The organism is Corynebacterium sp. KPL1824 (assembly GCF_000478095.1).
In the GTDB taxonomy this organism is placed as follows: Bacteria; Actinomycetota; Actinomycetes; order Mycobacteriales; family Mycobacteriaceae; genus Corynebacterium; species Corynebacterium accolens.
This window is the reverse complement of the sequence record NZ_KI515750.1, coordinates 269,917-291,644: the sequence shown is the minus strand read 5'-3', so window position 1 is coordinate 291,644 and position 21,728 is coordinate 269,917. Positions and strand designations below refer to the sequence as shown.

The 21,728-nt window shown below is 58.8% G+C and carries 16 protein-coding genes; 4 read left to right on the top strand and 12 right to left on the bottom strand.

The features are described from left to right. Positions 1-12 precede the first annotated feature (12 nt). Positions 13-3,915, bottom strand: coding sequence for an ATP-dependent RNA helicase HrpA (gene hrpA, locus HMPREF1267_RS07685; protein WP_023028874.1), 3,903 nt, complete (start codon positions 3,913-3,915; stop codon positions 13-15). 51 nt (positions 3,916-3,966) lie between these two features. Here hrpA and HMPREF1267_RS07680 point away from each other — a divergent pair, with 51 nt between their 5' ends. Further along, positions 3,967-4,953, top strand: coding sequence for a hypothetical protein (locus HMPREF1267_RS07680; RefSeq protein ID WP_232215127.1), 987 nt, complete (start codon positions 3,967-3,969; stop codon positions 4,951-4,953). Between the two features lie 109 nt (positions 4,954-5,062). On the opposite strand, the gene HMPREF1267_RS07675 is transcribed toward HMPREF1267_RS07680, so the two are convergent. After that, positions 5,063-6,010 (bottom strand): LysR substrate-binding domain-containing protein, encoded by a 948-nt coding sequence (locus HMPREF1267_RS07675; protein WP_023017365.1) that lies wholly within the window; start codon positions 6,008-6,010, stop codon positions 5,063-5,065. A 162-nt stretch (positions 6,011-6,172) separates the two neighbouring features. Here HMPREF1267_RS07675 and HMPREF1267_RS07670 point away from each other — a divergent pair, with 162 nt between their 5' ends. Together HMPREF1267_RS07670 and HMPREF1267_RS07665 are read left to right on the top strand one after the other, a co-directional pair. Further along, the gene (locus tag HMPREF1267_RS07670; RefSeq protein ID WP_023017366.1) at positions 6,173-6,766 is read left to right on the top strand and encodes a peroxiredoxin; all 594 of its coding nucleotides are present in this window, start codon (positions 6,173-6,175) and stop codon (positions 6,764-6,766) included. Between the two features lie 105 nt (positions 6,767-6,871). Further along, complete coding sequence (locus tag HMPREF1267_RS07665) at positions 6,872-7,396, top strand: carboxymuconolactone decarboxylase family protein (RefSeq protein WP_023017367.1); 525 nt, start codon at positions 6,872-6,874, stop codon at positions 7,394-7,396. 124 nt (positions 7,397-7,520) lie between these two features. Here HMPREF1267_RS07665 and HMPREF1267_RS07660 read toward each other — a convergent pair whose 3' ends face one another. Continuing rightward, positions 7,521-10,064 carry an RNA helicase gene (locus HMPREF1267_RS07660; RefSeq protein ID WP_023028873.1) on the bottom strand — a complete coding sequence of 848 codons (2,544 nt, stop codon included), beginning with the start codon at positions 10,062-10,064 and terminating at the stop codon, positions 7,521-7,523. A 34-nt stretch (positions 10,065-10,098) separates the two neighbouring features. Continuing rightward, on the bottom strand, positions 10,099-11,109 hold the full coding sequence (locus tag HMPREF1267_RS07655) for a PAC2 family protein (protein ID WP_023028872.1): 1,011 nt from the start codon (positions 11,107-11,109) through the stop codon (positions 10,099-10,101). Between the two features lie 260 nt (positions 11,110-11,369). Here HMPREF1267_RS07655 and HMPREF1267_RS07650 point away from each other — a divergent pair, with 260 nt between their 5' ends. After that, positions 11,370-12,455 (top strand): DUF4192 domain-containing protein, encoded by a 1,086-nt coding sequence (locus tag HMPREF1267_RS07650; protein ID WP_232215126.1) that lies wholly within the window; start codon positions 11,370-11,372, stop codon positions 12,453-12,455. 9 nt (positions 12,456-12,464) lie between these two features. Here the strand turns inward: HMPREF1267_RS07650 and galE are convergent, their stop codons facing one another. From galE to HMPREF1267_RS07610, 8 genes are all read right to left on the bottom strand, one after another. After that, a complete protein-coding gene (galE, locus tag HMPREF1267_RS07645) occupies positions 12,465-13,448 on the bottom strand; it encodes a UDP-glucose 4-epimerase GalE (RefSeq protein ID WP_005278922.1) in 984 nt (327 codons plus the stop codon). Positions 13,449-13,451: 3 nt separating this feature from the next. Then, entirely contained in the window at positions 13,452-14,129 is a 678-nt protein-coding gene (locus tag HMPREF1267_RS07640; protein WP_023017369.1) for a metal-dependent transcriptional regulator, read from the bottom strand. Positions 14,130-14,363: 234 nt separating this feature from the next. Continuing rightward, positions 14,364-15,377: a sigma-70 family RNA polymerase sigma factor gene (locus HMPREF1267_RS07635; protein WP_005278926.1), complete on the bottom strand. Its 1,014-nt coding sequence runs from the start codon at positions 15,375-15,377 to the stop codon at positions 14,364-14,366. A 193-nt stretch (positions 15,378-15,570) separates the two neighbouring features. Next, positions 15,571-16,323 (bottom strand): transcriptional regulator, encoded by a 753-nt coding sequence (locus HMPREF1267_RS07630; protein WP_232018220.1) that lies wholly within the window; start codon positions 16,321-16,323, stop codon positions 15,571-15,573. 140 nt (positions 16,324-16,463) lie between these two features. Then, the gene (locus tag HMPREF1267_RS07625; RefSeq protein WP_023028871.1) at positions 16,464-17,837 is read right to left on the bottom strand and encodes an L-serine ammonia-lyase; all 1,374 of its coding nucleotides are present in this window, start codon (positions 17,835-17,837) and stop codon (positions 16,464-16,466) included. A gap of 38 nt (positions 17,838-17,875) precedes the next feature. Then, the gene (locus tag HMPREF1267_RS07620; protein ID WP_005278931.1) at positions 17,876-19,270 is read right to left on the bottom strand and encodes an HAAAP family serine/threonine permease; all 1,395 of its coding nucleotides are present in this window, start codon (positions 19,268-19,270) and stop codon (positions 17,876-17,878) included. Positions 19,271-19,630: 360 nt separating this feature from the next. Next, complete coding sequence (dtd, locus tag HMPREF1267_RS07615) at positions 19,631-20,074, bottom strand: D-aminoacyl-tRNA deacylase (protein WP_023028870.1); 444 nt, start codon at positions 20,072-20,074, stop codon at positions 19,631-19,633. 31 nt (positions 20,075-20,105) lie between these two features. After that, positions 20,106-21,683 carry a class I SAM-dependent methyltransferase gene (locus HMPREF1267_RS07610; protein WP_023028869.1) on the bottom strand — a complete coding sequence of 526 codons (1,578 nt, stop codon included), beginning with the start codon at positions 21,681-21,683 and terminating at the stop codon, positions 20,106-20,108. Between the last annotated feature and the right edge of the window lie 45 nt (positions 21,684-21,728).

Here is a 21,728-nt window from a genome sequence, read left to right as displayed (position 1 = left end):
AGGTTGGGGAGACTAGCGCAGCTTGTCCACCGCTTTTTGAATCCTCCGCAGGGATACTGCGTGGGCTGTGCCGAGGCGTTGGGCAAAGAGCGAGACCCGCAATTCCTCGATCATCCAGTGGATGTCCTTGACCTCGCGTGTCTTTTCGCGACCCGCGGGAAGGTTGCGCATCCGGTTTGCCAGGTAGGCCTTGGCGTTATCGACCTCGGCCTGGCGGTCGGCATCGCGATCCGGATCGAGCGACATGTCCTCCAGACGGATGCGCATTGCCTGAATATAGCGGGGAAGGTGGCGCAGGTGCGTGGCTCCGTGCACGGTGATGGCATTCGGTGGAAGAAGGAAATTAAGTTGCTTTTCCATATCGTCGATGGCGGGACCATCCCACTGGGAAAGCTCGGCGCGGAGATTGGAATACTCAGCCAAGCCAGGCGCGATCGAGACTATTGATTGCCGCACGCGGCCGGGAACCTGTGGTTTCACGGTATCCTGGAGCTCGGAAAATGCCTCTGGCGAGCGCACGGGGCCGCCGGCCTCGAGCATGAGGTCGCGGATCGCCGCGACGCGGGCGTCATTGACCAGCCCGTCGGCGCCGCCATGCGGATAAGAATCCACGGCGACGCGCTGCTGCAGGGGAAGCCCCTTGATCATTTGCGCAGTCGAGACGGAAATCTCGCGCATCAGGAGCGTGAGGGTGGTGGTGACCATGGCGGCATCGGCAGCCGCCTTGGTGGGATGAACCTTAAGCTCAACGCCTTCCTTGGTGGCCACCAACGCTGGGTAAGCGGTGACCTCGTGGCCATCGACGGTGGTGGTGACGGTCTCGTCAACGGTGCCGAGGGTATCGTCGGTCCACTCGCTGACCGCGGTGGATTCGGCGGTGCGGCTTACCCGCGAGACGGACGATTTAATGTGGCCGGCCTGGCGCTCGCGCAGGGCGGCAAGGTCCCTATCGGAATCGATGATGGTGCCACGCTTGTCGATGGCCGCGTAGTTCATCCGCAAATGTTCCGGCAGCTTGTCCGGTTGGAAGTCGGAGGCGTTGATGCCGTGGCCGCCGAGCTCGCGCAGGACATCGGCAAGCTGCTGGGTAAGGGGGCCTTCGAAGGGGATGAGGCGTTCCATGGCGCGCTCGGCAAATTCCGGGGCGGGCACGACGGTGCGCCGCAGGGCCTTGGGAAGGGAACGAATAAGCTCGTTGACGAGCTCGAATCGCAGGCCGGGAACGAGCCAATCGAAGCCTTCGATATCGAGGCCGGCAAGCATGGGAACGGGCACCATGACGGTGACGCCATCAAGGGGATCGCCGGGTTCGAATTTATAAGTCAGCTCGTAATCGATGGAGCCTTTGCGCCAGTGATCGGGGAAGGAGACTTCGGTGACGTCGTGGGAGTCATCGACAAGCGTGGCTGGATCGAAATTCAGCAGATCGGGTTCCTGGCGGCGCTTTTTCTTCCACCAGGAATCGAAATGACGGCCCGTGGTGACCTTGGCGGGAATGCGCTGGTCATAGAAATCAAAGAGGGTATCCTCATCCACGATGAGGCCGCGGCGGCGGGCCTTTTCCTCGTATTCGGCCGCCTCATCAAGGGCCTGCGCGTTTGCCTTGAGGAAGTGATGATGCGCATTCCACTCGCCGGCGATAAGCGCATTGCGGATGAACATATCGCGCGCCGCGACGGGGTCCACGCGGTGATATGGCACGGTACGGTCCGCGACGATGGGCACGCCGTAGAGCGTGGACTTCTGGTGCGCGATGGCGGCCGCGCGCTTGCGGGACCACGTGGGATCGGAATAGTTGTGTTTGAGCAGGTCCGCGCCGAGCTCTTCCACCCACGCCGGATCGATGGCGGCAACGTCGCGTGCCCAAAGCCGAGAGGTTTCGACGAGCTCTGCCGCCATGACGAACTCGGGTGGCTTTTTGGCCAAGGCGGAGCCTGGAAAGACAAGGAAGCGGGTATTGCGCGCGCCGTGGAACTCCTTGGAATTGCCGTCGCGGGCGCCGATATTGGACAGCAGGCCAGATAGCAGCGCGATGTGAATATCGTCGGAGCGGCGTTCGGTGCCTTCTTGGTAATCCCACCCCAGCTGCTTGGAGACGTCTTTGAGCTGGCGGACCAGGTCGAACCACTCGCGGATGCGCATGTAGTGGAGGAACTCCTGCTTCATGCGCTTGCGGAACTTATTGCCCGATTGCTCATTGCGGGTTTGTTTGATGTAATCCCATAATTTCAGCATGGACAAAAAGTCAGAGGTCTTGTCCTTAAAGCGCGCGTGCGCCTGATCGGCTTGCGCTTGGTATTCCAGCGGGCGTTCGCGCACGTCTTGGATGGTCATGGCGGCGACGATGACGATGACATCGTGGAGGCAGCCATTGGTATGGGCCTCGATAAGCATGCGCGCCATGCGAGGATCGAGTGGGATGCGGGCTAAATGGCGGCCGGTTTCGGTCAGTGTCGGTTTCTCGTGCTTGTCCTGGAGCGCACCGAGCTCGTGGAGGAGGTTGAGGCCATCGCGAATGGCCTTGAACTCGGGTGGCTGGAGGAAGGGGAATTTTTCAATATCGCCGAGCTTGAGCGAGACCATCTGCAAAATCACGCTGGCCAGGTTGGTGCGCAGGATTTCTGGGTCAGTAAATTCTGGGCGGCTCTGAAAATCTTGCTCGCTATAGAGGCGGATGGCGATGCCATCGGCGACGCGGCCGCACCTACCGGAGCGCTGGTTGGCAGAGGCCTGCGAAATGGGCTCGATGGGCAGGCGCTGCACCTTGGTACGCGTGGAATAGCGCGAGATACGCGCGGTGCCGGTATCCACGACGTAGCGGATTCCGGGTACGGTCAGCGAGGTTTCGGCGATATTGGTGGACAAAACGATGCGCCTTCCGCGGTGATTGCTAAATACGCGGTGCTGTTCCTGGTTGGATAGGCGCCCGAAGAGGGGCGCGACCTCGACGTTTTTCCATTTTTTGGCCTCGATTGTTTCCATGGCATCGCGGATATCGCGCTCGCCTGGGAAAAAACAAAGGATATCGCCGTCGCCTTCTGCCATGAGCTCCTCGATGGCCTCGGTTAAGCCATCGAGCGGGTCCTGATCCACCAGCTTTCCACCGGCCTCGAATTCGAGGGGGCGGTAGCGAATTTCTACCGGGTACGTGCGTCCAGAGACCTCAATGATGGGCGCGGGAGTGCCATCGGGTTGGGCGAAGTGCTCGGCAAAGCTTTCCGGATCGATGGTTGCGGAGGTAATGATCACCTTGAGATCGGGCCGCTTGGGCAGCAGCCGCTTGAGATATCCCAAGAGGAAGTCGATATTCAAAGAGCGCTCGTGTGCTTCATCGATAATGATGGTGTCGTATTTATTAAGGAAGCGATCGCGCTGCATTTCAGCTAGCAGGATGCCGTCCGTCATGAGTTTTACGGCGGTGGTATCAGAAACCTGGTCATCGAAGCGGATGGCGTAGCCTACCGATTCCCCGATATCTTGGTCCAGCTCGGAGGCGATGCGCTCGGCGACGGTCCGCGCGGCGATGCGGCGCGGCTGCGTATGGCCGATAAGGCCGCGGCGGCCCCGGCCGATGTCGAGGCAGATCTTGGGGATCTGCGTGGTCTTACCAGAACCGGTTTCGCCGGCGATGATGACGACCTGGTTTTTTTCAATCGCGGCGGCGATATCGTCCTTGCGGGCGCTGACCGGCAGGGAATCGGGGTAGGTGAGTGGGGGAACGGCGGCATCGACAAGCGCGAGGCGATCTGCGGCAGCCTGGATATCCTGGCCGATTTCGCGCAGGGCCTTGGGGGCGCGTGCCTTCGATAGGCGGCGCCGGAAGCTGCGGGCCTCGGCGATGGTGACGTTGTCTAATGCTGCAAAAAGTTCATCGCGGCTAGGGGCCTGCGACGTCGTGGTTTCATGCTGTGTCATGGCTAATTTATGAGCTTACCCCGGTTACGTGGAGTGGAAAAAGTTGCTAGTATGAAAATACTTGTCAAACGATACTTTTCTCGTTGCGCCCAACCCGGATACAGAAGGAAGGCACCGCTGATGAATGACAATAAATCCGGTGGAAACGACGATTTTCCACGCTATGAACCGACTAACCACCCAGAGGACCAGCCAAGCTACGGCAACCTGCCCTCCTATGGCGGTAGCCACGAGAGCTCTGGCAATCAAGGATATGCGGGCTACCAAGCACAGGACAACACCGTAAACAACGGCGGGTTTACCGGAAAACCCTCGGCCATCGATTCTATTTCGTGGGCCTTTCGTACGGTATTTAAGAATTGGAAATTGTGGATCCTCGGTAGCTTGCTCGTTGGCGTGATTGCCATCGCTTTCTCTATCTTGGGCGCGGCCGTTGCTCCCTCAGAGGGTGCGGAGGCCTTCGGTGGAGGAGCCATTGTGCAGATCGTGTCCTATGTGTTCGTGGCCGTCATTAGCCTGATGGCGCTGCGACTGGCGCTATTCCAAATCGATGATCCGCGCACTGGGTGGAACTATGTGGGCAAGAATGTGCGGTGGTGGCAGCCGCTAGCGATCATGATCATCATCGGCATTATTACCTGGTTAGTAATGTTCATCTTCGTTGGTGGTTCATTCTTCCTTAGCCCTGATATGGGGACCGGTGCCACAGAGGAAGAGGCGTTGGAATCCATGGCAGGCCTTTTCGGAGTTGTGGCTTTATTGACTCTCATCGGCCTGTTTATTCAGCCGCTTTATATGTTGATGCAGTGGTTTGCGGCCGATGGCGACGGAGTTGGCCAAGCCATCAAGAACGGTTTTAAGGCCGGTAAAGGAAACTACGGCCAGCTTTTGCTGCTAACGGTGCTTAACATGCTGATTATAATTGGCGGCTTCATCGTATTCCTTGTTGGGTTGATTGTTGCTGTACCGGTTACCTTACTGTCTACGGCTTATTTGTTCCGCCAGTGTGCAGGGCGCGCAGCCGGCCAACCTGCGTAATGGCTTTGTCATTGTTTAAGGCCACCGAGGCGGTGCTTCGGTGGCCTTAAACTTATGTGGCGGGAGTAATTGAGCCGAGGGGCCGTGGGGAATCGAAGACGCTTAAGTTTTAGCCCTCCAGCGAGCGGGCGAGGGCATTTTCATAAGCGGCGGTAATCAGGGTGCCGAATTCGCGGAACTCTTCACTGCGTGCGGCAGAGGAGCGGAAGACGAGGCCGATTTCGCGCTCAGCGGTGACATCGGGATCGAAGTAGGCGATGCCGAGGTTCTTGCCGTGGCATTCGGTAGCCAATGCGGACTTGGGGATAAGGGTGCAGCCGAGCCCGCCCATCACCAGCTGCATAATGGTGGTCAGTGATGAGGCGCGCGTGACGGAATTGGTTGCCTCTGCCGGGTTGACGTGGGCGTGCCGGCAGAGATCGACGACTTGGTCGCGGAGACAGTGGCCATCGTCAAGCAGCAGCAGGTCCAAGTCCCGCAGCTCTGCAACTTGCACGTCTGTACGCCCGGCAATGGGGTGATCGGGCGGGCTGACGATGGCGAAGTCCTCGGTGTACAGCGAGCTGTCGACCATGCCCGTGGCCTCCGAAGGCAGGGCGAGGATGGCTAAATCGAGGTTGCCGTTGCGCAGGCGCGTGATGAGGTGCTGGGTTTGCTCCTCCACAAAGCGCGGCTCAAGCTCCGGGTAGGTCTCCGTAATCTTCGCCAGCAAGTCCGGGAGGATATACGGGGCGATGGTCGGGATAACGCCAATGGTAAGCGGGCCGGACAGCGTGCCGTGGGCGCCGCGGGCGTGCGCGAGGAAGGTATCGGCGGCCTCAAGCGTGGATTTGGCATAGGGCAGAAGGGTTTCGCCGGCCGAGGTCACAATGACCTTGCGGGTGGAGCGCTCGATGAGCTGCACGCCGAGCCCCTGCTCGAGCGCCACGAGCCCCTGGGAGAGGGAAGGCTGAGAGATCTCCAGCTTGGCGGCAGCGGTGCCGAAGTGCTTGTTTTCTGCCACGGTGACAAACGTGCGCAGCTGGGCAAGTGTTGGTCGATATTCTTTATTATGCATGCCTATCACTCTAACATTTATCTATAGGATTAGCTATTGACGTGACCGGAATTAATGGTATTGTCTTTGGTGTTGGGCCGGAGAGGGTCCGGCCCGTGGTCCTCGGCACAGGACTGTCGGAAACTTGAAAAAGATTACCCTTTTAAGAAGGAGTTGAAGAACATGCCTATCATGACCGTTGGCGAAAAGTTCCCAGAATTCGACCTCACCGCCCTGACCGGCGGCGACCTGCACAACGTTAACGCTAGCCAGCCAGAGGACTACTTCGAGCAGGTTTCCTTGGACAAATACGAGGGCAAGTGGAAGGTCGTCTTCTTCTACCCCAAGGACTTCACCTTCGTGTGCCCGACCGAGATCGCTGCCTTTGGCAAGCTGGACGAAGAGTTCCAAGACCGCGATACCCAGGTATTGGGCGGCTCCACCGATAACGAGTTCGCTCACTTCAACTGGCGCGCAACCCACCCGGACCTGAAGGATGTTCCGTTCCCGATGTTTTCCGACGTGCGCCACGACCTGATCCGCGCACTGGGCGTAGAAAACGCTGACGGCGTTGCTGACCGCGCAACCTTCATCATCGACCCAGATGGTGTCATTCAGTTCGTCTCCGTTACCCCGGACGCTGTGGGCCGCAACGTTGACGAGGTCCTGCGTGTCCTCGACGCCCTGCAGTCCGAAGAGGTCTGCGCCTGCAACTGGGAGAAGAACGACCCAACGAAGAACATCGACAAGATGGACGTCGTTCAGTCCCAGCTTTAAGCATTAGTTACGTGTGAGCGCTGTCCCCGCCCCATGAGGCGGGGGAGGGCCGGCACCCAACTTGCAATTTAAGTTACTGAGAAAAGATTTAGAAGGAGAAAGACCGTGTCTATCGAGAACTTGAAGTCAGCACTGCCTGAGTACGCCAAGGATCAGAAACTCAACCTCGGCGCGTTGACCCGCACCACCGAGCTGGATGAAGAGCAGCTGTGGGGCACCCTGTTGGCTTCGGCGGCAGCTACCCGCAATGACACCGTGATTTCTGAAATCGCGGAAGAGGCGCAAGAGCACCTCTCTGAGGAAGCTACCAACGCCGCTTACGGCGCTGCCACCGTGATGGCAATGAACAACGTTGCCTACCGCGCCAAGAGCTGGTTGGGCGATGACTACGCACAGGTCAAGTTCGGCCTGCGGATGAACTTCATCTCCAAGCCTGGCGTGGAAGACGCTAACTTCGAGCTGTGGAATATCGCCGTGTCCGCCATCAACGGCTGCGAGCACTGCTTGGGCGCACACACCCAGAAGCTCAACGATACTGGCGCGACCAAGGAACAGGTCTGGGAGGCCATCAAGGTTGCTTCTGTCATTCAGGCAGTCGCACAGGCCGTCCAGATTGAGGCTGCACGCTAAAAGCGCTGCTTAATTAGCCTTTGGAATAAGCCACCCCCGCGCGCTGCTTCCCTCGGTGTCCCCCATAGGACGCCGGGTACAGCGCAGGGGGTGGCTTTTATCGTTTTAGCTAACCCGCGTGTGATTAATACTCGACGCGCAACTCTGACAGGCGGACTTCGCCGGCTTCATCGGAGGCGTCCAGATCAACCGTGGCGACAAATTGATAGGCGCGATCTCCTGCTGGGTCCTTGATAATTTGCCGCACGGGCCAGCTGCGGGAGCTGGATTCTTCCAACCGGAAGTACTCGGGTCCGCGCGCCTCAGGGCCGGTATCAATGTCGTCGTATTCGTCAAAGTAGTCATCCAAGACGGCGCCAAAATCGGGGACCTCGTCCAGATAATCCAATACCTCGGCCAGGCGGTCTTCTTCCTCCAGCGCGAAGAGCTGCGCGAGGCGGAACATGTAATTGCGTACCATGATGCCAAAGGCGCGTCGGTTAGCGGTAAGCGCAGTAGGATCTTCGACGCCGAAGGCCAGCTCGCGGTCGAGCGTATCTTGATCGATGGGGGAGTCTTCGCCGGCCATCTGCGCCCATTCATCGACAAGCGAAGAATCCACCTGGCGGATGAGCTCGCCTAACCAGACGATGATGTCTTCAATTTGGGGCGTCGTGTATTCATCGGGGATGGACTGTTTAAGGGTGCGCCAGGCATCGGTGAGATAGCGGAGGATAACGCCCTCAGAGCGGGCTAAGCCGTAAGTGGCCACCAAGTCCGAGAAGGTCATGGCGTTTTCCACCATGTCGCGCACCACGGATTTGGGCCGCAGCTCGAATTCCTTTACCCACGCATTGGTCTCCGCGAAGGTATCGTAGGCCTGCTCGAGTAGCTCCTCTAGAGGCTTGGGCCAGGTAATATCCTCCACGATATTCATGCGGTCGGTGTAGTCCACCCCGTCCGCCTTGAGCGCGGCAATTTCTTCCCCGCGCCGCTTCTTCTGCTGGGCCTGTAGCACCTGCCGGGGATCATCGAGGATCGCCTCAAAGATAGAGATTACGTCAAGGTGATAGCTGTCTGCCTCTGGGTCCAACAGGGAGAGCGCGGCCAAGGCAAAGGGCCCGAGTGGCTGGTTCAGGGCAAAGTCGCGCGGCAATTCCCGCACGAGGTGGTAGGGGCGGCCGTAGATATCCAGCCCCTTGGTGGATTTTTGGACCACGCCGGAATCTAGCAATCCGCGGAAGAGGTCGAGGGCGGTGAGGATATCCTTGTTTTGCTTGCTGCGGGGATCGTGATTATCGCGCAAGAGGTGGCGCATATGCGCATAGCCGTCGCCGCGGCGGGCTAAGACATTCAGCAGCATCGAATTCGACACCCGGAATTGCGAGGTCAACTGCTCCGGTTCTGCTTCTGTGAGCCGCGCAAAGGTCTTCTCGGACCAAGAGACTTCGCCCTCGCGTGCGGATTTCTTCTTGAGCTTTTTGAGCCGCTTCGGGTCATCGCCAATGCGCCTGCGGGCCTTGGCATTTTCAATCTCGTGCTCTGGGGCCTCGACGACGACGGTGCCTTCCGTGTCATAGCCCGCGCGCCCAGCGCGCCCCGCAATCTGGTGGAATTCGCGGGATTTCAAGATGCGCTGGCGTTGCCCATCAAACTTGGCCAGGCCGGTCATCAATACGGTGCGGATGGGCACGTTGATGCCCACGCCCAAGGTATCGGTGCCGCAAATAACCTTGAGGAGGCCGCGCTGCGCGAGGCGCTCCACGAGCCGTCGGTACTTGGGCAGCATTCCCGCATGGTGAATGCCAATGCCCTTGCGAAGCAACTTTGAGAGGTCCTTACCAAAGGCAGTGGTAAAGCGGAAGCCGCCGATTTCTTCAGCGATGTCCTCTTTTTCCTCTTTGTTAATGATGCCAGACAGCGAGGTCAGGGCTTGGGCCCGCTCGGCGGCCTCGCGCTGGGAAAAGTGCACGACATAAATGGGTGCCTTATTATCGGCGAGCAGCTCTTCGATGGTTTCGTGCACCGCGCTGAAAACATAGGAAAAATCCAGCGGCACCGGGCGGGTGGAGCCGGCCACTAAATTAGTCTCGCGGCCCGTGCGGCGGGTGAGATCTTCCTGCAGCCAGTCGGTATCACCGAGCGTGGCGGACATTAAGAGGAATTGCGCCTTGGGTAGCTCCAAGAGCGGCACCTGCCAGGCCCAGCCGCGATCTGGATCGGAGTAGTAGTGAAATTCGTCCATAACCACTTGGTCGATATTGGCCTCGGCGCCATCGCGAAGCGCGATATTGGCAACGATCTCAGCGGTGGCGGCGATGATGGGGGCGTTGCCGTTTACGGTGGCATCGCCAGTCATCATGCCCACGTTTTCTGCGCCGAAGATTTCACACAGCGCAAAGAACTTCTCGCTAACCAGCGCCTTAATGGGCGCGGTATAAAAACTCCGCTGCCCGCGGGCGAGGGCGATGAAATGCGCGGCGTTGGCCACCATGGACTTTCCGGACCCCGTTGGGGTCGCGAGGATGACATTATCTCCGGCCAAGATGCCGAGCGAGGCCTCCTCCTGCGCGGGATATAGATTGATTCCCTTGCTGGTGGTCCACGAGTTAAAAGTATCCCAAATGGCCTCATCAATGAGGGACTCGGGGACTTCCGTTAAATCTGGCAGCTGTTGAGATAAGTTCACCCCCACCACCTTAGCGGCGATGGGGGCGGGTTCGTTAGATATCGTCGCCTAAGTCTCTGTCATCGTCAGAGTCTTCGCGGTCATCAATATCAGTATGGATAATCTCCTCGCTATCGGACTCATCGAGCGAGGCGAGGAAGGCCTCGAATTCTTCGCTGATTTCCTCAGCGCTGGGCACGGCTTCCTCGCCCGGCATGATGGCTTGCGGGTGCTCTTCGCGGTAGCGTTCCATGAAAGCATCGTATTGCTGCTCCAATTGCTGGACCACGCCCTCAATCTCTTCCGAGCCATTGACCTGCTCATCCAGCTGGCCCTCGACGCGGGAAATATCCGCCTCGATGCTGCCCAGCGGAATATTCAGTTGAGCAGCCTTAGCCACGGAATCGAGGAGCTCCAGCGTTGCCTGCGGGTACGGGGACGCAGCCAAGTAGTGCGGCACGTGCGCGGTATAGCCCGCCACCGTCCGGCCCTTATCCGCTAGGGCCTTTTCTATATAGAGCGCCGCGGCGCCAGGAACCATCATGGTCGAATCCATCTTGACCATGCTGTCCGTCAGGCGGGAGGCGGTACCGTGCGCGGTGACCACGGTGGGGCGGGTGTGCGGCACGGGCATCGGCGCGGCGTAGAGCATGATGGTGTCTTCAATATCGAATTTCTCCACTAGCTTGACCACCGCCGTGGTAAATGCTTCCCAGCGCATATCCGGCTCAGGACCGGAGAGAAGGAGGAAGGACTTGCCGGAATTATCCCGGAGCACCTTCAAGCCCAAATCCATGGGTTCAACCTCGAGGGCCCGGTCATTATCGATGGTGACGGCGGGGCGGCGGGAGCGATAATCGATGAGCTCATCAGAGTTAAAGGAGGCTAGCTGGCGGTTTTCCAGCGCGGCCTTGAGGTGATCGGCGCTCGACTCAACGGCCTGGCCCGCATCGGCATAGCCGTGCATGGCAACAATCATGGTGGGGCCTTTTCCTTCACCGGAATTGTCCTTGACCACCGGAGCGGGGTACTCCAATTCGTACATGCTGCGATCTTCTTCGTGCATGATGTGTTACCTCCTTGGTCTTTTAATCTAGATCAACGACCGCCAGGACCGCACTATTCCCACACGCACTCAGGTCAGTGTTCGCGGAGTAGTTAAATAACCCATTATGCCCTAACGAGGCAACCGGCGCTAGGGCCGGTGCGGTGGGCCTGTGCATAACTGCTTGCCGATGCCCCCTTCCACCCACCTTATCCACAGATTTCGGCCCTCTGCCCGCGATGGGCTTTCGGTACTTGCCGCAGGCCCCGAAGCTAGGAGCCATGAAGATCACAACGCCACAACAGCCCATCCGTACACCCGGCGATATCCTTGCCAATATTCCAGGAATCCTCGGATTCTTCCCAGCAGAATCAATCGTCCTCATCTCCATCGAACCAACCCCAGCAGGCCGCACCATGGGGCCAGTTGCACGCATAGACCTGTCCGATGTCCCCGACGCCCTCCCAGAGATCATGAGCGCCTTTCATTGCGGTAATCCGGAAGTCGTTCTCGGCTTTATCATCTCCCAACGCGAGGAAGTAGAGCTCTGGGAGATGATCGAGGCGCTCTACCACTTCGAAGATGACAAGGGCACCGGAATCGATGCCTGCTGGCTTGTGGAAGAAATCGCTACGTCCACTGCCTACGACCTCGTATTCGGCTTTAGCACCGGCAATGGCAAGGGCCCTATGCACGCTTGGAGCGAAGGAACCATTCCCGCTATTTCCACCAGCTCTTCCATGCGCGCCTGCGTAGAAAACGGTACCTTGCCGGAGCTTTCCCGCGATGAGCTGGTCCAGCAATTTGCCCCGCACAACCCGTACTTTGGGCAAGAAGAAATCGTGTCCATGCAGCGCTGCGCCGAGGAATTGTCCCGGCAAATGCGTGCCGGCCACGGGTATGGCACGACGGATCCAACCCGGGTGGTCCAGCACCTCATTGCAGATGTGCAGTATGTATTAAGCGAGGTAGAGACGCTGGAAGAGACCCTAGACAACGAAGAATTACTCTGCGTGGGGGCGATGTGGATGTCGACGACGTGGATGCGCGACTTGGTCATCCGAGACCTCGTCGAATCCCCGCACGCGGCCGGTACCTTGCTCCTAGCCACGGCGCGCACCTTTGGCGGCACCATCCGCTATAACGCCTTGGCGCTGTTTGCAGCGACCCAGGTGGCGCAGAAATTCGGGCTTTACGCCGGTCCGGCGCTGACCGTCGCCATCGATGAGGCACCGGGCCACAATTTAAGCCAGCTCATCGCTCAGGCCTATCGCAGCGGAATGGGGGAACGCCTCATTACCAGCCTAAGCCGTGGTTGCGACGCGGCGCGGGAAGCAGCGGGGATTGATGCCGATGGCTTTGTGTAGCCCCGCGCTTTAGCGCCGCGCCGAATGCGCCCGGTCGCCCAGCTGGCGCGTGAAATTCCACGCGTCGGTCACGATGGTTTCCAAGTCAGTGCGCTGGGGATTCCAGTCCAGCTCCCGCTTGATCTTGTCTGAGGATGCAATCAGCGTGGCTGGGTCTCCGGCACGACGCGGGGCGATCTCCGCCGGAATCTCGTGGCCGGTGACCTTCCGGCACATCTCGATGACCTGCTTGACGGAGTATCCCTCGCCGGAACCCAAGTTATAGATCCGGTGGGTGCCGGGGGCATTGCTGTGGAGGGCAAGCACGTGGGCATCGGCAAGATCGCGGATATGGATGTAGTCGCGCACCGGCGTTCCATCCGGGGTATCCCAATCCGTGCCAAACATGAAAATCTTATCTCGGTGCCCCAGAGCAACCTGCAGGACAATGGGGATGAGGTGGGTTTCAATCTCGCGGTTTTCGCCGATGGAGCCGTAGGCACCGGCGACGTTGAAATAGCGCAGGGACGTTGCCGCGAGCCCAAAGGCCTGTGCAAAAGAGGTAATCATGTAGTCGATAGCTAATTTGCTAGCGCCATAGGGGTTCGTGGGCTGGGTCGGCATGTCCTCAGTAATAGGGACCTGCTCCGGCTCGCCATAGGTGGCTGCGGTGGAAGAAAAGACGAGGCTTTTCACATCGTTATTGCGCATGGCGTTGAGCAAGCGCAGCGTGGTCACGACGTTGTGCTGCCAGTATTCGTCCGGCTTTTCCACGGATTCACCGACCAGCGAGCGGGCGGCGAAGTGGAGGACTCCCTCAAAGCCGCCTTCGCCCAGTACCTCTGCGGCCTTGTCGGCCACATCGCCTTCTACCACGCGGGCTGCGGGCGGCACGGCATCCCTATTACCCGTGGAAAAGTTATCGATGATGGTGACATCGTGGCCCTGCTCTACGAGGACTGCGGAACACACGCTGCCGACATAGCCGGCACCGCCAGTAACCAAAAGCTTCATGGCCTAGACCTCCACGCGCACGGCGTGTGCGAGATCATCTGCCAAGGTGATGACCTTACCCGAGGGAGTGGTAAGCGAAATCGTGCCGCCATTATTGACCACGGTGACCTCGGTACCGATGCGGATGCCAGCCTCTGCGAGTTCCCTGAATGTGGCCTCATCCACCTGCAGGATCTCGTTAATCTGGATAATCTTTGCGGACTTCTCTTCGCCATCGGGGAGATCGATAGCCCTCGTCCCAATCGATGGCTCGGGGACCTGGAAGCCCAGTTCTGCCAGCGCCGGAATGGGGTTGCCAAAAGGAGAGCGGCTAGGGTCATCGAGGACCGATACCATGCGCTTTTCCACCTCTTCGCTCATCACGTGCTCCCAGCGGCAGGCCTCATCGTGGACCTTGCTGATATCGAGTCCGAGGACATCAGTAAGCAAACGCTCCGCGAGTCGGTGCTTGCGCATCACTGCCGTAGCCAATTCGCGTCCCTTTTCGGTTAGATCCAAGCTCCTGTCCGAACGAACGTGGAGGAGGCCATCGCGTTCCATGCGAGCAACGGTTTGGGATACGGTAGGTCCGGACTGCTCTAGGCGTTCCGCAATCCGGGCGCGCAGGGGAGTGATGCCTTCTTCTTCCAATTCATAAATGGTCCGAAGGTACATCTCAGTAGTATCAACGAGGTCCCTCACGTGGGCATACCTTTCTTTGAAAACAGTAATGCGTGCCGTGCACAAAGCAGACAGCGCTTTTTACATTCTGTATCCAGACTAGCTTAAGTTGCCCTAAGTTTGCTGGAGAGATTTTAAGGAGACGAGTTCGTACTCGCCGCTTGCATAGAGAATGCGACCTCGAAAGTACACTGGAAAAATTCTCGGCGGCACAGTCGAGGTCGCGATTAAATAAGGTTCAGGAGGCGAAAAGTTCTATAGCGCGTACTCGCGCAGGCGGTCGGCGCGGTTGCCATCGCGCAACTTGGCCATGACCTCACGCTCGATTTGGCGTACGCGTTCGCGGGAGAGCCCGAACCGGCGACCAATCTGGTCAAGGGTGCGTGGCACGCCGTCGTCCAAGCCGTAGCGCAGGCGAATAACGTCCTGCTCGCGCTTTTCTAGCGTGTCAATGACGCCGCGGATATCGGAGTGGCGCATGGACGCCACGACGGCGGTCTCAGCGTCGGTGGCCTCAGCATCCTCGATGAAGTCACCCAATGGGGCTTCCTCATCGGTGCCGACGGGCATATCGAGCGAGACGGGATCGCGGGACTGGCGCAGCAGCATCTCGATCTTGTTCTCATCAATGCCGGATTCCTCAGACAGTTCCTCATTGGTCGCCTCGCGGCCCAAGGACTGATACATCTCACGCTTGATGCGGGAAAGCTTATTGACCTGTTCCACCAGGTGGACCGGCAGGCGGATGGTGCGCGATTGGTCGGCCATGCCGCGGGTAATGGCCTGGCGGATCCACCACGTCGCGTAGGTGGAGAACTTAAAGCCCTTGGCGTAATCGAACTTTTCCATGGCGCGGATAAGGCCCAGGTTTCCCTCTTGGATGAGGTCCAAAAGCGGCATTCCGCGGCCGGTGTAGCGCTTGGCCAGGGAGACTACGAGACGAAGGTTCGCCTCCAGCAGGTGGGAGCGGGCCTTCTTGCCTTCGCGAGCCAAGATCTTCAGGTCGCGCTTTTCTGCGCGCGTTAGCTTTTCTGCATTATTGAGCTTGTATTCTGCATACAGGCCTACCTCGATGGTTTGCGCGAGTTCAACCTCGTCCTCGGCGCTGAGCAGGTCGGTCTTACCGATGCCATTGAGGTAGACGCGTACCAAGTCCGCGGAGGGATTGTCATTGGTTTGATTGCGGCGAGACCCGCGGTCTACTTCCTGTTCCTCATCAGTAGTGGCAGTCGAAGTGCCATTGGCGGTGTTGGCAGATGGATTCGTCATCTTTTCAGCCTCCTGAAATTGTCGCCTGTTTCAAAAAGTACAACGGTGTGAGGACGCATTTAGTTCCCGCCCATCCTGAAATGTTTAAAACAGCGACGTGCCGGCCGCTTTGGTCCACCTTTTTGGGGGCGTCGGCAAGCACAGGCGCCACGTGGATGCAGTAAAACCGCTACATCCACGTGGCGGGGTGGTCTTAGCCGCGGACCTGTACGAGGTAGCGATAGACCGTGGGCTCAGATACGCCGAGCCGGGTGGCCGCCGCGGCGATGCCGCCTTTGAGGAGGAAGAAGCCAGCATCCTCGAGGGAAGCGATGACCTCTAGCCGTTCGTGGCGCTGCATCGACTCGACCGGGGTGGAGTGCGTAGAAATCGCGGAATCCAGCATGGAATCCAAGAGGTGCTCGACGTTGGAGCGCAGCGATTCGCTGTAGGGCGCCTCCGGCTCTTTCTGCGCGGGCGCTTCTGGGGCGGGAGTGCGCTGCGGTGCGGTGGTGCCGGGGTAGCCGCCGAAGGCCTTTGCCTTATCGATGGCCGGCTCGGTACCGCCTATCAACGCGTTAGCGGCATCGCGGATCTGGATAAGCTCGGATAATTCCACATTGATACAAAGCATGCCGCGCATATGGCCGGTGGTATCGCGCAGGAAATAGCTCGAGGAGCGGCAGACTTTTCCCTCGCTATTGACCGCGCGGTACCCGGTCATCATAGGAACGGCCGCGGCGTCGCCCTGTTTCATGAACCAGAGCGCAAAGTCTGTGACCGGGCCGCCTAGTTCGCGGCCGGAGATGTGTCCATTGGCAATGGCGATGATGGATTTATCGGGTACATCGAGATCATGGAGCACGATTTCGGTGTTGGGGCCCATGGCCTGACCGAGGAAATCGACGAGTGGTATGTACTGCTCGAGGAAGTTTTCTTCGGGGGCATGGCTGCTAGAAAGATTCATCAGCTGAAGCATGTCCTTATAATTCCTGTCAGATTATTGATAAGGTACCACAAAGTAACGACAAAGAAGGCGAGTACCCGGCCGTGCCCAAGTACTCGCCTCCTTTAAAGGCGCTCTTTCCGGAGCCTAGGTTGCCGGCATTAACCACATACCGGAATGGGCGGGTGCACCGCTAGGGCTAGGCCGCCCTGTGAGGTCTCCCGGTATTTGGCGTTGATGTCCTTACCGGTGTTGTACATGGTCCAGATGACCTCATCGAGGCTGACACACGGCTTGCTTTCGCGGTCCAGAGCCATGCGTGCGCTAGTAATGGCGTCTACCGCAGCTACGGCGTTGCGCTCGATGCAGGGGACTTGCACCTGGCCTAGGACTGGGTCACACGTCAGGCCCAATTTGTGTTCCATACCGATTTCGGCAGCCACGCACACCTGTTCCGGTGTCGCCCCCATCAGTTGGGCCAGCCCGGCTGCTGCCATGGAGCAGGCGACGCCAATTTCTCCTTGGCAGCCAACTTCCGCACCGGAAATGGAGGCGTTCATCTTGTAGAGCGCGGCGATGTGGTTGCAGGCGAAGATATAGTCCGCAAACATGCTCGGGGTAACCGGCTCGACGAATTCATCGAAATAGGCCAGCACCGAAGGCACGACGCCGCATGCGCCGTTGGTGGGTGCGGTGACGACGCGGCCACAGGCGGCATTTTCCTCCGAAATGGCTAGGGCAAACATGTTTACCCAGCTCAAAATGTTGAGGCCATCGTGGGGGTCGGATTGCTCCAGCCTGCGCTTCAGGGCGGCGGCGCGGCGCGGTACGAGCAGGGCGCCGGGGAGCGGGCCATCGGTGGTGGAGCCGCGCTTGATGCCGGTGTACATGACATCGCGGACCTTGCGCAGGTGCTCGTCGATGTCCTCATCGCTGTGCAGCGCCCTTTCATTGGCCCGACCGAGCTCCGGCAGCGTCATATTATTTGTTTCGCACAGCGCCAGTAGTTCTTCCGCGCTGGAATAAGCGAATGGTACATCGACGGTATCTTGGGTGCGCATGGCGAAGTCTTCTTGCTTGACGATGAACCCGCCGCCTACCGAGTAGTAGGTCTTGTGCAGGATGTCTTCCTCGCCGGCAAAGGCGATAAGGCACATGCCGTTTTCGTGCATGGGCAGGTATTCATCGTGGAAGTAGAATCCGCCGTCTTTGGGGAAGCCCACCGTGTGCGTGCCACCGAGCAGGAGCGTTTCGCTCTGGTTGACCTCTTTCATGAAGGCGGAGATGCCGTCGATATCGACGGTTTCTGGTTCTTCGCCGGCCAGGCCCAACAGGATGGCCTTATCGGTGGAGTGGCCCACACCGGTCAAGGAGAGGGAGCCGTAGACGTTGGCCTGGACGCGGGTGACCTTATCCATGAGGCCTTTTTCTTTGAGTTCGTCGACGAAGGCCTTGCCGGCTTTCATTGGCCCAAGCGTGTGTGAGCTTGAGGGGCCGATGCCGATCTTGAACATATCGAAGATACTGATGAACATGGTTTTTCTCCTGGAAAATCCTGAGAAGTGGGTGCTGCTTAGAAAGCCTGCACGATGGAGTAGATGATGGTGGCCAGGGCAACGAGGCCCATGATGAAGACGAAGTAGTTGGAGGCTTTGCCCTTGAAGCGGGCGAGTGCTGGAACCTTGTGGATGGCAATCATCGGGATAAGGAACAGCATGATGGCGATGGTCGGGCCGCAGAGGGTCTCGATCATGCCGAGGATGGAAGGATCCGCCCAGGCAACGAGCCACGCGGTTACCAGCATGAAGACAAGCGTGATGGTGTCGAGCTTGTGGCTGGATTCTGCATCATCTTTATTGGCATTTTTGCTGCCTTTGACCAGGAGGCCTTCAAAGCCTTCTGCAGCGCCGAGGTAGTGGCCCAAGAAGGACTTGGCTACGGCAATCATGGCGATGATGGGGGCAATCCACTGGATGAGGGGGTTGTCAAAGTGGTTGGCCAGGTAAGACAGGATGGTGATGTTTTGTTCCTTAGCCTCGGCCATATCTGCAGGAGAAAGGCTGAGCGCGCAGGAGAAGACGAAGAACATCACGACGACGACCATGAGGATTTCCGCGCGGAGCAAGATCTTGCGGGACTTGTATTCCGCGTACTTGCCGTAGGTTTGGCGGCGGTCGACGGCGAAGGAAGAAATCATGGGCGAATGGTTAAAGGAGAAGACCATGACCGGGACCAAGAGCATCAAGGTAATGCCCATGCTGTGGCCGGAGGCTTCGCGCGCGACGCTGAGGTCGAAGCTGTCAAAGAGTGCAGTATTCCACTTGGGGATGAGGTACAGCGAGAGTAGTACCAGGATGCCGATGAATGGGTAGACCAAGTAGGACATGACGTGGACGACCACGTTTTTACCCATGCGCACGACGAGGATGAGGCCGCCGACGAGAACCAGCGAGGTAAGCCAGCGATCTGGAGGGGTGATACCTAGCTGGTGATCCAGGAAGGAGTTCACCGTGTTGGTGATGGTTACCGAGTACACCAAGAGGATGGGGTAGACGGAGAGGAAGTAGAGGATATTCATCAACACGCCGGCTTTAACGCCGAAGTGTTCTTCCACGACGTCGGTGAGATCGCCGTCTGGCTTTGAGCTTGAAAGGACCAGGCGGGTCATGCCGCGGTGGGCCCAGTAGGTCATCGGCAAGGCGACGACGGTCATGATAAGAAGCGGGATGATGCCGCCGATGCCTGCGTTAATGGGAAGGAAGAGTACGCCGGCGCCAATGGCGGTGCCGAACAGGGAGAGCATCCATACGGTGTCTTCCTTATTCCACGCTGGAGCACCTTCTTGGCCCGCAAATGGCGTTTCTATGCCGTCAGCGGGTGGCTTTTCTTCTGCGGGAAGTTGTTCCGGAATTTGCGCGTCGTGTTCCGGGTGTTCGACTTGTCCGTGGCGCAAGAGTTTGTGGGACATTTTCTTTCCTCCTCTGCATGGGGTTGACCGAAGCTTGAGGGCTCCTGTCACCCTGGAGTGAGAAAAGATTTTCTCTCACCAGCGTGCGCGGGAAAGGGACTGAAATTATTTTTTCAGCTTGTATCCAGCCCATTCGCTTCGTTGCACGTTAAGTATAAGCCCGCGATGATGCCACGTGATAATAATTTATTGTATTCCGGGTAGGTTAATTATCACTCTGAAAAAGCTTGCGCGGCACCCAGAGATATGCATTGTTGAACAAAGTTGCCCATTGTGCGATCTAGCTCATAGATAATTCTGGGTGTGAGTGGGCGCTCGCGCAGGTAGACGCCGGATGAAGAGAAAATGCAGGAGAGGAAATTAGGTCTCGACCAAAACCGTAAATGGGCCTTCGTTGACGGAAGACACGCGCATCATAGCCCCGAATTGGCCTGATTCGACCGCGATAGCGCGCTCGCGGAGGCGCTCGATGATGTACTCGATGACCGGCTCGGCCTCTTCTCCCGGGGCAGCATCGGCCCACGATGGGCGCCGCCCCTTGGCGGTGCGGCCATACAGCGTGAACTGGCTGACCACCAAGACTGGGGCTCCGGCATCTGCAACCGATACTTCACCGTCTAGGATGCGCAGCTCCGCTATCTTGCGGGCCATCTTTTCTGCACGCGGTTTCCAATCGGCTAAATCCTCCCGGGAGACACCGACGAGGGCTAAAAGCCCGCCCGTCTCTGGGCAGTCGATGGCGCCGACGGTCTCGCCCGCAACGGTGACAGCTGCTTCGGATACGCGGGTTAGTACTGCGCGCATGCCTGTACCTTCCTTTCCTGGGCGTTCGGAGCTATTCGGTGTGGGCAGTCGGGGAAGCATCATCCTCGAGCAGCAGATCGGCGGGGATGAGCAGGCCGTGGCGAACCATATCGATGATGGCGGGAAGCGCGGCCGCGGTCAGTTCTGCCTCATCGAAGCCGTGCGCCACCGCATACAGGCCAACGGTCTCTCCAAGGTTGAGCCCATGGGGAGATAAGCCAGCTACGATTGCTGCCAAGTGCTCATCAACTTCGTGGCTCCACCGGGGCCCATCGGTACGCGTCAAGCGGATAACCGCCCGGCTAAATCCTTGTTTATTATCGGTATCGGCCACGCTGACTTCTTCCTTCGCCACCTGTGGGCGCACCTGGAAGTGCTTTCCCTCCAGCTCGCCAGGAACCAAGTCGCGCAGCCATGCCACGCGGGCGAAGTATTCCTCCACCTCGGGTCCCAATGGGTCACTAAAGTGCTGCGGCATTTCCTCGGCCAAGATATCGGAGGGCTCATCATCTGCGATTTTTTGGATGGCGACGAACCCAAACCCGATGCCCGTGACATCGTGATGGTGGAAATGATCCAGCCAGGCCTTAGAGCGCGCCTTGCCCTCGTCGCTGCGCACATCCAACGATTCGTCCTTAAGCCACGTGGATACGTAGAGGGAGGGATCGGCGATATCGCGCTGAATGATCCAGGCGGCTATTCCCTTATCCGGTAGCCACGAGGCCACGCGCTGTTGCCAGGTCTGCCCACTGGTATGCACCCAGGCGGCGAGCAAATGCGCGGTTCCGCCCGGGGCGAGGTGGTCAACGGCTTGAGAAACCACCAATTCGCTTGCCCCATCCAAGTTCAGGCCAGAATCGCGGTAGACATGGCCCACCTGGGGAAGGCCAACGACGAATGGGGGATTGGCAACGATGCGGTCAAAGGTGCGCCCCGCAACGGGCTCGAACCACGAGCCCTCAACTAGCTCTACCTCTGTACTAGTCCCTGAGGCAGCGACGGTGGCACCGGCCAAATCAAGCGCGCGCCGGTGGACATCCGTCGCCGTAATGCTGCGCGCGCACTCGAGCTGACCCAACAATTGCACTCCCGAACCGGTGCCCAGATCGAGCACCGTTGATACCGGGCTTACCGGCGTCGATTGCAAGAGTGAGAGGCTTGCCGCCCCGACGCCCAAGACGTGATCCGCGCCGGGGACGTGGTCCACCAGCGAGGCATCGACATCGGAAAAGACGAGGCGGTTGGAGCCGACGATGATATGGGGCCGGATATCGAGGGCAATGTAGATGCTGCCGCGATCATCGGAAAGTGCCACGCCGGCATCCAGGAGCTTGGCGGCAAGGCGGGCCCCGAGGGCATCGGCAAGCAGCGTGGCCGGCAGATGCTCATGCAGCAGGAAGAAGCGGATGAGCGTATCCAGCTGGGAATTACCGGCGGTGCCGCGCGCCACCGCGGCAGGCTCACCGCGGTAGAGGGCCTCCGTAAGCTCCGGACCCAAATGCCCAGCTAAACCATCGGTAGTAAAACTGGCCTGCGAAAAAGCCTCCGCTAGCTCCGGGGCAAGATCGCGCAGCGCGGCGGCATCGAAATGAGGGCCAAAGGACGTCATGCTGGGAGAAGATCCTTTCCAGTCGTGCTATTCATGCGGGTTATG